At 73.6% G+C, this 13,655-nt stretch carries 11 protein-coding genes; 8 read left to right on the forward strand and 3 right to left on the reverse strand.

The window, feature by feature from the left end; all coding sequences use genetic code 11:
* Positions 1-125 precede the first annotated feature (125 nt).
* From ACGFS9_RS05735 to ACGFS9_RS05750, 4 genes are all read left to right on the forward strand, one after another.
* Complete coding sequence (locus ACGFS9_RS05735) at positions 126-1,205, forward strand: glycine betaine/L-proline ABC transporter ATP-binding protein (protein ID WP_393251049.1); 1,080 nt, start codon at positions 126-128, stop codon at positions 1,203-1,205.
* Positions 1,198-3,810 carry an ABC transporter permease/substrate binding protein gene (locus ACGFS9_RS05740; RefSeq protein ID WP_393251050.1) on the forward strand — a complete coding sequence of 871 codons (2,613 nt, stop codon included), beginning with the start codon at positions 1,198-1,200 and terminating at the stop codon, positions 3,808-3,810. The genes ACGFS9_RS05735 and ACGFS9_RS05740 overlap by 8 nt, the downstream gene beginning before the upstream one ends.
* Before the next feature lie 572 nt (positions 3,811-4,382).
* Positions 4,383-4,970 carry a helix-turn-helix domain-containing protein gene (locus ACGFS9_RS05745; RefSeq protein ID WP_393251051.1) on the forward strand — a complete coding sequence of 196 codons (588 nt, stop codon included), beginning with the start codon at positions 4,383-4,385 and terminating at the stop codon, positions 4,968-4,970.
* A gap of 3 nt (positions 4,971-4,973) precedes the next feature.
* Positions 4,974-5,765, forward strand: a complete 792-nt coding sequence (locus tag ACGFS9_RS05750; protein ID WP_393251052.1) for a helical backbone metal receptor — start codon at positions 4,974-4,976, stop codon at positions 5,763-5,765.
* 274 nt (positions 5,766-6,039) lie between these two features.
* On the opposite strand, the gene ACGFS9_RS05755 is transcribed toward ACGFS9_RS05750, so the two are convergent.
* Entirely contained in the window at positions 6,040-7,185 is a 1,146-nt protein-coding gene (locus tag ACGFS9_RS05755) for a TDT family transporter (RefSeq protein WP_393251053.1), read from the reverse strand.
* Positions 7,186-7,255: 70 nt separating this feature from the next.
* Between ACGFS9_RS05755 and ACGFS9_RS05760 the strand changes: the two genes are divergently transcribed.
* Positions 7,256-8,179 (forward strand): LysR family transcriptional regulator, encoded by a 924-nt coding sequence (locus ACGFS9_RS05760; protein WP_393251054.1) that lies wholly within the window; start codon positions 7,256-7,258, stop codon positions 8,177-8,179.
* Here ACGFS9_RS05760 and ACGFS9_RS05765 read toward each other — a convergent pair.
* Complete coding sequence (locus tag ACGFS9_RS05765) at positions 8,163-8,882, reverse strand: gamma-glutamyl-gamma-aminobutyrate hydrolase family protein (protein ID WP_393251055.1); 720 nt, start codon at positions 8,880-8,882, stop codon at positions 8,163-8,165. The genes ACGFS9_RS05760 and ACGFS9_RS05765 overlap by 17 nt on opposite strands.
* 151 nt (positions 8,883-9,033) lie before the next feature.
* Entirely contained in the window at positions 9,034-9,786 is a 753-nt protein-coding gene (locus ACGFS9_RS05770; RefSeq protein ID WP_393251056.1) for a FadR/GntR family transcriptional regulator, read from the reverse strand.
* Positions 9,787-9,863: 77 nt separating this feature from the next.
* Here ACGFS9_RS05770 and ACGFS9_RS05775 point away from each other — a divergent pair, with 77 nt between their 5' ends.
* Genes ACGFS9_RS05775 through ACGFS9_RS05785 form a run of 3 tightly spaced genes read left to right on the forward strand, consistent with a single transcriptional unit; the run spans position 9,864 to position 13,449 of the window.
* The gene (locus ACGFS9_RS05775) at positions 9,864-11,234 is read left to right on the forward strand and encodes a glutamine synthetase family protein (protein WP_393251057.1); all 1,371 of its coding nucleotides are present in this window, start codon (positions 9,864-9,866) and stop codon (positions 11,232-11,234) included.
* A gap of 8 nt (positions 11,235-11,242) precedes the next feature.
* Entirely contained in the window at positions 11,243-12,643 is a 1,401-nt protein-coding gene (locus tag ACGFS9_RS05780) for an aldehyde dehydrogenase family protein (RefSeq protein WP_393251058.1), read from the forward strand.
* Complete coding sequence (locus ACGFS9_RS05785; protein WP_393251059.1) at positions 12,640-13,449, forward strand: 3-oxoacyl-ACP reductase; 810 nt, start codon at positions 12,640-12,642, stop codon at positions 13,447-13,449. The genes ACGFS9_RS05780 and ACGFS9_RS05785 overlap by 4 nt, the downstream gene beginning before the upstream one ends.
* The last annotated feature ends 206 nt before the right edge of the window (positions 13,450-13,655 follow it).

A 13,655-nucleotide genomic window follows, 5' to 3' on the forward strand; every position in this document is an offset into this window, starting at 1 on the left:
CTTGTGCAAGCGTGGGCAGGCGCCGCCTCTGAGCGAAGTCGGTTGTTCCTTCAACCGTCGTCCGTTGTCGGGAACCCCGTAGGCCCTCGTTCAGCCGGTTCCCCTGTCCGACCGAGAGGCACCCCGTGTCATCCAGGCTTGAGGCCGATCATCTGTACAAGGTGTTCGGCAGACGACCAGAAGCGGCCGTGGAGCGGCTTCGTGACGGAGTCGACCGCGACGAACTGCGCGCCGACGGCACCACCGCCGCCGTGGTCGACGCGTCCTTCACCGTCGAGCCGGGCCAGATCTTCGTCGTCATGGGCCTGTCCGGATCCGGCAAGTCCACGTTGCTGCGCATGCTCAACGGACTGCTGGAGCCGACGGCCGGGCACGTGCGCTTCGACGGGCAGGACCTGACCGCGCTCAGCGACCGCGACCTGCGCGAGGTTCGCTCCCACAAGATCAGCATGGTGTTCCAGCACTTCGCGCTGTTCCCGCACCGCAGCGTGCTGGAGAACGCCGCCTACGGCCTGGAGGTCCAGGGCGTCCCCGCGGCCGAGCGCCGCGAGCGGGCGGCCAAGGCCCTCGAACTGGCCGGGCTGGCCGGCTGGGAGAAGTCCTGGCCCGACGAGCTGTCCGGCGGCATGCAGCAGCGCGTGGGGCTCGCCCGTGCGCTCGCCACCGACGCCGACCTGCTCCTCATGGACGAGTCGTTCAGCGCCCTCGACCCGCTGATCCGCCGGGACATGCAGGACCAGCTGATCGAACTCCAGAAGAAGCTGAAGAAGACCATCGTCTTCATCACCCACGACCTGAACGAGGCCATGCGCCTGGGCGACCGGATCGCCGTCATGCGCGACGGCCGCATCGTCCAGATCGGCACCGCCGAGGACATCCTGGTCCGGCCCGCCGACGACTACGTCGCCTCCTTCACCCAGGACGTCGACCGCTCGCGCGTGCTGACCGCGGGCGCCGTCATGGACACGGCGATACGCGGCGACGAGGCCGACTGCGACTGCGAGACCGCCACGACGGACACCTCCTTCGTGGACCTGTGCGCGATCAGCGCCCGGCTCTCGCACCCGGTCGCGGTGGTCGACAAGACGAACACCCTCGTCGGCGTCGTCCCCCGGCAGCGCCTGGTCGGCTTCCTCGGAGACGAGCAGGGCGCGCCCGAGCAGTGTCCGAGCCCGCGCGGCGAGGAGGTGACGGCCGGTGCCTAGGATCCCCTTCGGCGACTGGGTCAACGACGCGGTCGACTGGCTGCTGAACCACATGTCGTGGCTCTTCGACTTCCTCAAGACCGTCTTCTCGGGCACCTACGACGGGATCAACGCGGTCCTCCAGGCGCCCCAGCCCCTCCTGCTGGCCGGCATCTTCGCCGTGATCGCGTTCTGGCTGCGCGGCACGTCCGCCGGTGTCCTCGCGTTCGCCGGCTTCGCGTTCATCGACTCCCTCGAACTGTGGGAGGACGCGATGATGACCCTCTCACTCGTCCTCGTGGCCACGCTGATCGCCCTGGTGATCTCCGTGCCCGTGGGCATCTGGGCGGCGCGCTCGGACCGGGTCAGCGGCATCGTCCGGCCGGTCCTGGACTTCATGCAGACGATGCCCGCGATGATCTACCTCATCCCGGCCATCCTCTTCTTCGGCACCGGTGCCCCCGCCGGCATCGTCGCCACCCTGATCTTCGCGCTGGCCCCCGGCGTCCGCATGACCGAGCTGGGCATCCGGCAGGTCGACGGCGACCTGGTCGAGGCCGCCGACGCCTTCGGCACCACCCCGCGCGCCACCCTGCTGCGCATCCAGCTGCCGCTGGCGCTGCCCACCGTGATGGCGGGCGTCAACCAGGTGATCATGCTGGGGCTGTCCATGGCCGCCATCGCCGGCATGGTCGGCACCGGCGGCCTCGGCGGCGACGTCAACGAGGCCATCGGCCAGCTGAACGTGGGTCTCGGCTCCGAGGCCGGCGTCGCGATCGTCATCCTCGCCATCTACCTGGACCGCATGACCAGCGCGCTGGGCACGCAGGTCTCGCCGCTCGGCCGCCGTGCCGCCGCCAAGCTGCGCGCCGCGCAGGGCCTGAAGATCTGGTCCTACCGCCCCCGTCCGGCCGTCGCCGTGGTGGGCGTCGTCGTCCTCGCCCTGGTCGCGGGCGGCATGGGCGTCTTCGGTGGCGCGGGCGCGACCTCCACCGCCGCCGACGGCGAGAACGTCGGCAAGGGCAAGAAGGTCACCATCGGCTACATCCCCTGGGACGAGGGCGTCGCCTCCACCTTCCTCTGGAAGGAGGTCCTGGAGGAGCGCGGCTACAAGGTCGACGTCAAGCAGTTCGACGCCGGACCGCTCTACACCTCCCTCGCGCAGGGCGACGTCGACTTCGAGACCGACTCCTGGCTGCCGACCACGCACGCCCAGTACTGGAAGAAGTACGGCAAGCAGCTCGACGACCTCGGTTCCTGGTACGGCCCGACCTCCCTGGAGCTGTCGGTGCCCGCCTACATGAAGGGCATCGACTCCCTGGAGGACCTCAAGGGCAAGGCCGACCTCTTCGACGGCAAGATCACCGGCATCGAGTCCAGCGCCGGCATGATGGGTCTGCTCAAGAGCAAGGTGCTCAAGGAGTACGGGCTCGACAAGGAGTACAAGGTCGTCGACAGCTCCACGCCGGCGATGCTGGCCGAGCTGAAGCGGGCCTACGCCAAGCAGAAGCCGATCGTCGCGACCCTGTGGTCGCCGCACTGGGCCTACAGCGACTACAAGCTCAAGAAGCTCAAGGACCCCAAGGGGGCCTGGGGCAAGGGCGACGGCGTGCACACGCTGTCCCGCAAGGGCTTCGCGCAGGACAACCCGGTCGTCGGCCGGTGGCTGAAGAACTTCAAGATGACGGAGAAGCAGCTCACCGACCTCGAGGCCGAGATCAACAAGGTGGGCAAGGGCAAGCAGCAGGACGCCGTGCGCGCCTGGCTGAAGAAGAACCCGGGCGTCGTCGACAAGCTGGCCCCGGTCGAGAGCGCCTCCGCCACGCCCGCCGAGGCCAAGCGCGCGCTGGACGTCGCCTGGTTCCCCTGGGACGAGGACGTCGCCGTCACCTACCTCTGGAAGAACGTGCTCGCCCGCCGCGGCTACACGCTCAACCTGAAGCAGATGGACGTCGGCCCGGTCTACACCGGCCTCGCCTCCGGCGACCTCGACCTCAACTTCGACGCCTGGCTTCCCTACGCCCAGTCCAACTACTGGGACAAGCACAAGGACGACCTGAACGATCTCGGCACCTGGTACAAGCCGACCTCCCTGGAGATCGCGGTCCCCTCGTACGTGAAGGACGTCAAGTCCCTCGCCGATCTCAAGGGCAAGTCGAAGACCTTCGGCGGGAAGATCATCGGGATCGAGCCGGGCACCGGTGAGATGAACATCCTCAAGAAGAAGGTGCTGCCGGGCTACGGCCTGGACAAGGAGTACAAGGTCGTCGACGGGTCGACGCCGGCGATGCTGGCGGAACTCAAGCGCGCGTACGCCAAGAAGAAGCCGGTCGCCGTCGTCCTGTGGTCGCCGCACTGGGCCTACAGCGAGTACAAGCTCACCAAGCTCGCCGACGACAAGAAGCTGTTCGGCGAGGGCAACACGATCCGCACCATCTCCAGCAAGAAGTTCCCCGGCCGGTACCCGCAGCTCACCGAGTGGATCAAGAACTTCACGATGAGCGAGGACGAACTCGGCAGCCTGGAGGCCGAGATCAAGCAGCGCGGGCAGGGTCACGAGGAGGACGCCGTGTCCGCGTGGCTCAAGGAGCACCCGGACATGGTCCAGCGGATGACTCCGCAGTAGGCGCCGCACGGTTCACCCCCTCCGGAGGGCGGTGAACGGTTCACCCCGAGGGGTGGTCCACGTCGCACGGGTCACGACCCGTGGGGCGAGGGCCACTCCTCGGCGTTTTCCGGCCGCCCGCCGGGCGGGTCCCGCCGTCCGGCCCGCGCCGCCGCCCGTGCTCCCGCCGCGCCCTCCTGCCGCACACGCGGGCGACGCCCCGGCCCGGCCGCGTACTGGCGTGCGAGGAGAGATCCGGACAACTCCGGACGACGGAACGCCCCGGTCCGTCCGCTCGCGGGCGCCGGCGACCGCGGCCCGGGCCCGGCGCATCGCGCGGGCCGGGCCCCGGGGAGGCGGCCCGGCCGGCACCGCGGCGCCTCCCTCCCGCGGCGGGGGTCGCGCGCCCGGGGGCGCGCCCCCTCACGTCTGGCGCGAACTGTAACCCTCGCACTCCCTCAGCGTGACGGGGATGTGACGGGTGCATGAAACGGTTTGCCGAACCTGCGTAGGGTGCAGAGAACTCGGCAGGACGAGCGGGCCGAAAACCGGACGGCCCGCGGACCGACGGGACGAGGGAGGGTGCCGGAGCCATGGGCGACCACAAAGACCAACCGCTGCGGGTGGGCGCGGCGGTACGGCGAAGGCGCCGCGCACTGCGCCTCACCCTCTCCGTCGTGGCCGAACGCAGCGGCCTGTCCGTCCCCTTCCTCAGCCAGGTGGAGAACGAACGGGCGCGGCCCAGCAGAAGCTCCCTGGAGCGGGTCGCCGCAGCGCTCGACACCACCGCCGCCGACCTGCTCGCCGCGGCCGACCCGGCGTGCAGTGTCGACGTGGTGCGCGCCGAGGCGGGTGCCGAGTTCCCTCCCGAGGCGGGCGGGCAGGTGCGGCCCCTGGTCCGCGGTCTCCACCAGTTGCACGCCACCGAGTTCACCGGCGACCACGACGAGGGACGCGAACTCCAGCACCGCAACGACAAGTTGATGTACGTGTGCGACGGCGCCGTTGAGGTGGAGGCGGAGGGCCGCGCCCATCGCCTGGGACGCGGCGACACCCTCCATCTGAGCGGCGGAGTCCGGCACCGCTGGCGCGCCACCGTGCCGGACACCCGCGTGATCGTCGTGGAGGTGCCCGACCACATCGACGCGGTGGAGGACCGGCACCGCCTCGGCAGGGGCTGACCGGTGGCACCGCCCGCGGCGGACGCCCCCGCGCCGGGGAGGCGGCGGGCCGCCGGCCCGCGCGTGGCCTCGCTCGTGCCCTCGCTCACCGAGGCGGTGGCGGTGTCGCTGCCGGGCGCTCTCGTCGCCGCCACCGACTGGTGCACCCACCCCGCGGACCTCGCCGTCGCCCGGATCGGCGGCACCAAGAACCCGGACGTCGCCGCCGTCGCCGCGCTCGCGCCCGACCTCGTCCTCGCCAACGAGGAGGAGAACCGGGAGGCCGATCTGGCCGCCCTGCGCAGGGCCGGTGTCGAGGTGCTGGTGACCGAGGTGCGGGACGTGCCCGGAGCCCTCCGGGAGCTCGACCGGGTGCTCACCGCCTGCGGGGCCCGCGCCCGCCCTCGCTGGCTGGACGCGGCGGAGGACGCCTGGGCCCGCCCGCCCGCGCCCGCGCCCCGCCGCCGCGCGGTCGTGCCCGTGTGGCGGCGGCCGTGGATGGTGCTCGGCCGGGACACCTTCGCGGGTGACGTCCTCGCCCGGCTCGGCATCGACAACGTGTACGCCGCGCACGCGGACCGCTACCCGCGCGTTCCGCTGGACCGGCTGACGGCCGACGCCCCCGATCTCGTCGTGCTGCCCGACGAGCCGTACCGCTTCACCCCCGACGACGGTCCCGAGGCCTTCCCGGGACTGCCCTGCGCCCTCGTCGACGGCCGGATGCTCACCTGGTACGGCCCGTCCATGGTCCAGGCCCCGTCGCGGCTCGGTGCGGCGCTGGCCGGCGCCGCCCGGCGTGCCCCGCGGGGCGGGTGACGGAGCGGGTCCCGAGCCCGCCCCCGCTGCCGGTGCGCGACGGCGGTGCGCTCGGCCGCGGTACCGGGATACGGAACCACGTGCTCCTGGTGGTGGCCGTGAGCCCGCCGCCCCGGGGTTCGGCGAGGAGGCCGGGCAGGCCGCGGGCCGCGGTTCCGACCGCACCCCGCCGGGGCCCGGTCGTCCCACCGGGCGTTCCGCGTCCCGGGGCAGGGCCCGCGCCGGCCACGGGCGGGGCCGCGGTGCCGTGAGCGGGCCGGGCCCCGGCGCCCCGTCAGCGCGGCGCGGCGAGCAGGCGTCCGCCGAGCAGGCCGCGGACGGTGCCGGCCGCGGCGGCCGACCAGGCGGCCACCAGCAGCGCGTAGAGCACGACGGCCAGGGCGCCGAAGGCGGTCAGGCCGGTGTGCCGGGCCAGGCCCTCGGCGCCGGTCGCGCACGTCCCGAGCGGGAAGGTGAACGCCCACCACGTCATCGAGAACCGCATGCCGTGACGCAGGGCCCGGACCACCAGGGCGACGGACAGCGTGAGCCACAGCAGCGCGAAACCGATGACGGGCACTGCGTAGAGGACCGCGAAGAGGGCGAAGCCGTGGGCGTACGCCGGCGCGGCGCCCGGCGCCACGTCGGCGAACTTGCCGGCCGCGGTGGCGGACTGGCCCAGCGGACCGAGCACCAGGAAGAGCACGGGGGTCAGCGCGAGCGGCAGCGGTCCCCGCGTGACCAGCCGGGCGAACACCATCGGCAGCATCACGAGGACGGCCAGCAGGCTGAGCCCGAACAGTGCGACACAGCCGAGCAGCAGCGTCGCGCGGGGCTGCCCGGCCGGGACGTGGGGCGCCAGCAGCGGCCCGAGGGCCGCCGAGACCATCGGGGCGACGAGCGGCAGCAGCCACACCGGTGACGCCTGTCCGGGCTCGATCCGGTGGCGGACGACCATGAGGTAGGGGACGCCCACCGCGGCGGCGAGCCCCACCACGGTCCCGGCCGTGAACAGGACCGTGTCCACCGCGACCGCCGGTCCGGTCCCGATCAGGTCGGCGCCCACCACCAGCGTCGCGCCGCCGACGGCGAGCAGGGCCATCGCGAGACAGCCGTGGAACGGGGCCACGGCCGGGTCCAGGAGGTGCGCGCGGGCCTGGTCGCGGTGGTGCCTCCAGTGCAGGGCGCGGGCGGCGAGCAGCACCGCCAGCATCACGGCCGACAGCGCCCACAGCACACGGCAGGCGGTGCCCAGTCCCGGCACCCCGGCCGGCAGGCCGGCGCCCGCCGTCGCCACGATCGCGGTACCCATCACGGAGGCGTACCAGTTGGGGCCGAGGTGGCGGACCGCGGCGACGATCCGCTCGCCGCCGGTGCGCGGGGGCGCGGAGCGGGCGGTGCGTGCCGGGACGGCGGAACGGGGCCGGGCTGCGGTGACCATGTCCCCACCGTGGCGCCGGCCGGGACGCCCCACCAGAGAGCACACACCTATGAGGGCATAAGCTGCATTTATGAGCACAGGTGCTGAGGGACGCCCGGGCCCCGGGATCGCGCACCGGGTGCCCGACCTGGGGGCGCTGGAACTGCTGCTCGCGGTGGCCCGGCTTGGAAGCCTCGGGCGCGCCGCGCGCGAGCTGGGGATCACCCAGCCGGCCGCCAGCAGCCGGATCCGGTCCATGGAGCGCCAGCTCGGCGTGGCCCTCGTCGACCGATCGCCGCGCGGCTCCCGGCTCACCCACGAGGGTGCCCTGGTCGCCGACTGGGCCCGCCGGGTGGTGGACGCGGCCGAGGCGTTCGACGCAGGGGCGCAGGCGCTGCGGGACCGCCGGGACTCCCGGCTGCGGGTGGCCGCGAGCATGACGATCGCGGAGTACCTGCTGCCCGGCTGGCTGATCGCCCTGCGTGCGCAGCGGCCCGACACCGCCGTGTCCCTGCGGGCCGGGAACTCCGCGGCCGTCGCCGAGCGGCTGCTCGACGGGGAGGCGGACCTCGGCTTCGTCGAGGGGCTCCGCGTGCCGGCAGGGTTGGACGCGACCGTCATCGCCCGCGACCGGCTCATCGTCGTCACCGCACCCGGGCACCCCTGGGCGCGGCGCCGGGCCCCGCTGGCCGCGGCCGAGCTGGCGGACACCCCGCTGATCCTGCGGGAGGAGGGGTCGGGCACGCGGCAGGTGCTCGACGCGGCGCTCGGGGGGCCGGCCCGGCCGCTGATGGAGCTGTCGTCGACCACGGCGGTCAAGGCCGCCGCCGTGAGCGGTGCCGGGCCGGCCGTGCTCAGCGAACTCGCCCTGGGGGAGGAGCTGTCGGCGCGCCGCCTGGTGAGCGTTCCGGTCGCGGACGTGCGGCTGGCCCGGGACCTGCGCGCCGTCTGGCCCACCGGGCACCGCCCCACAGGCCCCGCCCGCGACCTGCTGTCCCTCACCCGGGGCGGGTAGCCCTCGCCCCGGGGCGCGCGGTTCGGGACGCGGCGGCGACCAGCCCCCGCAGCACGCGCAGGTCGTCGTCCATCTCAGGATGCCACTGGACCCCCAGGGCCCAGCCGGGACCGGGGAGTTCGACGGCCTCGACGGTGCCGTCCGCCGCGTACGCGGACACGGTCAGGCCCTCGCCCAGGCGGTCCACGGCCTGGTGGTGGTGGGTCGGCACCTCGCACGGCTCGGGCACGAGACCGGCGTAGAGGGTGCCCGGGACGGGCGTCACCTCGTGCCGTCCGAACACCCCGGGCTCCTTCACGTGGCCGTCGAGGTGCTGGACCAGCGTTCCGCCCAGTGCCACGTTCAGCAGCTGCTGGCCCCGGCAGATCCCCAGAAGCGGAGTGCCGGACTCCAACGACGCCCGGATCAGCGCGAGTTCCCAGGCGTCCCGCTCGGGGGCGGGCGGGCCGGTCAGAGGGGAGCGCTCGGCGCCGTAGCGCGCGGGGTCGATGTCGGCGCCGCCGGCCACCACCACCGCGTCGAGCCGGGCGACGGTCGCCGCCGCCCGTCCCGCCGCGTCCGGCGGCAGCATCGCGGCCAGCCCGCCCGCCCGTTGCACGAGCCGGGGATAGGCGGCGGGGAGCAGCGCCGCCTCCAGGTGCCACACCCCCCAGCGCGCCCCGGATTCCAGATACGTGCTCACCCCGATCAGCGGCCTGCCCACGCGCCCCTCCCTCCGCTCCGCCTCGCCACGCCCCCGTGGGAGGCGGGGGCCGCGGACGTCAATGGAACCGTCTCATACCTTTCGCGGGCGGACCGGCCGTACCGGGATCCTCCGCGCCCGGCGCGGCGCCCGGCGCGAGGGCCCGCCGCCCTCAGGTGAGGAACCCGCGCAGCAGCGCGGCCGTGCCCGCGCAGTGCTCGCGCATCACCTCCCGCGCGCCGTCCGCGTCCCCGTCGAGCACCGCCTCGACGAGCGCGGTGTGCTGCGCCTGCGAGTGCTCCAGGTTGCGCACGAGCAGCGGGATGCAGTCCAGCAGGTCGTTCACCGAGGCGCGGACCGCCGCGTGACGCTCGCCCAGCGACGGGGAACCGCTCAGCTCCGCCAGGGTCAGGTGCAGCAGGGTGTCCGCGCGCCGGTAGTCGGCGAGCGGCGCGTCCGCGGTGCGCACGAGCGCGGCGCGCAGCCGCTCCGCCCCCTCGGGCGACAGGCCCTGCGCCGCGCACAGGCCGGCCGCGCCCACCTCCAGGACCTCGCGGAAGCGCAGCAGGTCCTCGATGTCGACCGAGGCGAGCCGGCGGCGCAGCTCCCGCTCGTCCGGGGCCTCGGCGCGCACCCGGACGAAGGTCCCGCCGTACCGCCCGCGCCGCGACTCCACCAGGCCCTGCTCCTGGAGCACCTTGAGCACCTCGCGCAGGGTCACCCGGCTGATCCCGAGCCGCCGCGCGAGGTCCCGCTCCGCGGGCAGCCGCTCGCCTCCCGGCACCAGCCCGAGCCGGACGATCCGCAGGATCTGCTCCAGCGCCTCCTCGAACCCGTTGCCCGCCCGCACCGGCCGCAGCACCGGCGCCAGCCGGTCGAGCGGCCCGCGGCCGTCGGCCGGGCCCGTCGTCCGGTCGCCTGTCATCCGGTCGCGCCCCCTTCCCAACCAATGGTTCCCCGCAATACCTTATGGCTTCCGGCCGACCCGAGGAGGCCCTTCCGGTGGCAGACCGCACACCCCCGCTCGCCGTCGAGGAACTGCACGCCCTGGTGGCGGCCGGCGACATCGACACCGTCGTCCTGGCCTTCCCCGACATGCAGGGCAGACTCCAGGGCAAGCGGTTCGCCGCGTCCTTCTTCCTCGACGAGGTGCTGGAGCACGGCACGGAGGGCTGCAACTACCTCCTCGCCGTCGACGCCGACATGAACACCGTCGACGGCTACGCGATGTCCTCCTGGGAGCGGGGCTACGGCGACTTCGCCCTCCACCCCGACCTCGCCACCCTGCGGCGCGTCCCCTGGAACGCGGGCACCGCCCTGCTCATCGCCGACCTCGCCTGGAACGACGGCTCCCCGGTGGTCGCCGCGCCCCGCCAGATCCTGCGGCGCCAGCTCGACCGCCTCGCCGAACTCGGCTACACCGCCCAGGTCGGCACCGAGCTGGAGTTCATCGTCTTCAAGGACACCTACGAGCAGGCGTGGGAGAGCGGCTACCGCGGGCTCACCCCGGCCAACCAGTACAACATCGACTACTCGGTCCTCGGCACCGGTCGCGTCGAACCGCTGCTGCGCCGCATCCGCAACGAGATGCAGGCCGCCGGGCTCACCGTCGAGTCCGCCAAGGGGGAGTGCAACCCCGGCCAGCACGAGATCGCCTTCCGGTACGACGAGGCCCTCGTCACCTGCGACCAGCACGCCGTCTACAAGACGGGCGCCAAGGAGATCGCCTCCCAGGAGGGTGTCTCGCTCACCTTCATGGCGAAGGTCAACGAGCGCGAGGGCAACTCCTGCCACATCCACCTCTCGCTCGCGGACGCCGACGGCACCAACGTGATGGCCGGAACCGCCCAGGACCCGGACGGCATGTCCGACCTCATGCGGCACTTCCTCGCCGGGCAGCTCGCCGCGCTGCGGGACTTCTCGCTCCTGTACGCGCCGAACATCAACTCCTACAAGCGCTTCCAGCCCGGCTCCTTCGCGCCGACCGCCGTCGCCTGGGGCCACGACAACCGCACCTGCTCCCTGCGCGTGGTCGGGCACGGGCGCTCGATGCGCTTCGAGAACCGGCTGCCCGGCGGCGACGTCAACCCGCACCTGGCGGTCGCCGGACTCGTCGCGGCCGGCCTGTACGGCGTCGAACACGAGCTGGAGCTGCCCGAGGCCTGCGCGGGCAACGCCTACACCTCCGCCTACGACCACGTCCCCACCACCCTGCGCGAGGCCGCCGACCTGTGGGAGAACAGCCCGATCGCCCGCGCCGCCTTCGGCGACGAGGTGGTCGCCCACTACCGCAACATGGCGCGCGTCGAACTGGAGGCGTTCGACGCCGCGGTGACCGACTGGGAGCTGCGCCGCTCCTTCGAACGCATGTGAGGCCCCCCGTGCCCTACCCGTACACCGCGCCCCCGTACGACCACGAGCTCCGGGTGCTGAACCCCGCCACCGAGGAGGTCCTCGCCACCGTCCCGGCCGCGTCCGCGCGGGACGTGGACGCGGCCGTCGGGCGCGCGGCGGCGGCGCAGACCCACTGGGCCGCTCTGGCCCCGGCCGACCGGGCCCGGCTGCTGCGCCGCTTCGCCGCCGTCGTCGACGCCCACGTCGAGGAACTGGCCGCACTGGAGGTCCGCGAGGCCGGCCACACCGTCGGCAACGCGCGCTGGGAGGCGGGCAACGTCCGCGACCTGCTCGACTACGCCGCCGGCGGGGTGGAACGGCTGACCGGCCGGCAGATCCCGGTCGCCGGCGGCCTCGACATCACCCTCCTCGAACCGCTCGGCGTCGTCGCGGTCATCGCCCCGTGGAACTTCCCGATGCCGATCGCCGCCTGGGGCGCCGCGCCCGCCCTCGCCGCAGGCAACGCCGTCATCGTCAAGCCCGCCGAGACCACCCCGCTCACCGCCCTCCGGCTCGCCGAACTCGCCCTGGAGGCAGGGCTGCCCGAGAACCTCCTCCAGGTGCTCCCCGGTGCCGGTCCCGTCGCCGGCGACGCACTCGTCGAGCACCCCGGCGTCGCGAAGATCGTCTTCACCGGGTCGACGGCCGTGGGCAAGCGGGTGCTCGCGAAGGGGTCCGCCCTCCTCAAGCGCGTCACCCTCGAACTCGGCGGCAAGAGCCCCAACATCGTCTTCGCGGACGCCGACGTCGAGGCCGCCGCGGCGGCGGCGCCGATGGCCTTCCTCGACAACTCCGGCCAGGACTGCTGCGCCCGCACCCGCATCCTGGTCCAGCGCTCGGTCCACGACCGGTTCCTCGACCTGCTCGCCCCCGCCGTCCGGTCCGTCGTCGTCGGCGACCCCGCCGACGAGCGGACCCAGATGGGCCCGCTCATCTCCGGGGCGCAGCTGGAGCGGGTCCGGTCCTACGTCGCCGCCGACGCGCCCGGCATCCGCGGCACGGCGCCCGAGGGGCCGGGATTCTGGTTCGCCCCCACCGTCCTCACGGGCGTCGAGGCGCACGCCCGGGTGGCCGTCGAGGAGGTCTTCGGGCCCGTCGCCGTGGTGCTGCCCTTCGAGGACGAGGCGGACGCCGTGCGCCTGGCCAACGCCACCGACTACGGCCTGTCCGGCTCGATCTGGACCCGCGACGTCGGCCGCGCCCTGCGCGTCTCGCAGGCCGTCCGGGCCGGCAACCTGTCCGTCAACTCGCACTCCAGCGTGCGCTACGCGACCCCCTTCGGCGGCTTCAAGCAGTCCGGGATCGGCCGTGAACTCGGCCCGGACGCCCTCACCGCCTTCACCGAGACCAAGAACGTCTTCATCAGCACGGAGGGCCCCGCACTGTGACCGAAGCGACCGAAGCGACCGAAGCACCCGAAACGCCCGTCTGCCGCCGGCTGACGGGCCGCACCGCCGTCATCACCGGGGCGGGCAGCGGCATCGGCCTCGCCACCGCCCGCCGGCTCGCCTCCGAGGGCGCCCGGGTGGTCTGCGGCGACATCGACGCACGCGGCGGGAAGGCGGTGGCCGAGGAGGTCGGCGGGATCTTCGTCCAGGTCGACGTCACCGACCCCGAACAGGTCGCCACCCTCTTCCGCACGGCCCACGACACCTACGGTTCCGTCGACGTCGCCTTCAACAACGCCGGCATCTCCCCGCCCGACGACGACTCCATCCTGGACACCGGGCTGGAGGCGTGGAAGCGCGTCCAGGAGGTCAACCTCACCTCCGTCTACCTCTGCTGCAAGGCCGCCATCCCCTACATGCGCCGCCAGGGCCGCGGCTCCGTCATCAACACGGCGTCCTTCGTGGCCCGGATGGGCGCGGCCACCTCGCAGATCTCCTACACCGCCTCCAAGGGCGGCGTCCTCGCCCTGTCCCGCGAACTCGGCGTCCAGTTCGCCCGCGAGGGCATCCGGGTCAACGCGCTGTGCCCCGGGCCGGTCAACACCCCGCTCCTGCGCGAGCTGTTCGCGAAGGACCCGGAGCGGGCCGCGCGGCGGCTGGTGCACATCCCCCTCGGACGGTTCGCCGAGGCGGACGAGATCGCGGCGGCCGTCGCCTTCCTCGCCAGCGACGACTCCTCCTTCGTGAACGCCACCGACTTCCTGGTGGACGGAGGCATCTCGGGCGCGTACGTCACACCCCTGTAGGGCTTCTCCCGGTACGGTCCACAGGTCATGCGACACCGACAGACACGACGCCTCCCGCACGTTTTCGCGTGGATCCTGGCCGCGGGGCCCCCCCCCCCGGCCCCCCCCCCCCCCCCCCCCCCCCCCCCCCCCCCCCCCCAACACGCCCCCCCCCACAACCACCCCCCCCCCCCCCCCCCCCCCCGACACCCCCCAGCGGGCGCCCC

Source organism: Streptomyces sp. NPDC048566, assembly GCF_043199735.1.
Lineage (GTDB): Bacteria > Actinomycetota > Actinomycetes > Streptomycetales > Streptomycetaceae > Streptomyces.

Coding starts and splice junctions, on each gene's coding strand:
- ACGFS9_RS05755 (WP_393251053.1), bottom strand. CDS start 7,185: ATGGTCACCGCAGCCCGGCCCCGTTCCGCCGTCCCGGCACGCACCGCC.
- ACGFS9_RS05745 (WP_393251051.1), top strand. CDS start 4,383: ATGGGCGACCACAAAGACCAACCGCTGCGGGTGGGCGCGGCGGTACGG.
- ACGFS9_RS05760 (WP_393251054.1), top strand. CDS start 7,256: ATGAGCACAGGTGCTGAGGGACGCCCGGGCCCCGGGATCGCGCACCGG.
- ACGFS9_RS05770 (WP_393251056.1), bottom strand. CDS start 9,786: ATGACAGGCGACCGGACGACGGGCCCGGCCGACGGCCGCGGGCCGCTC.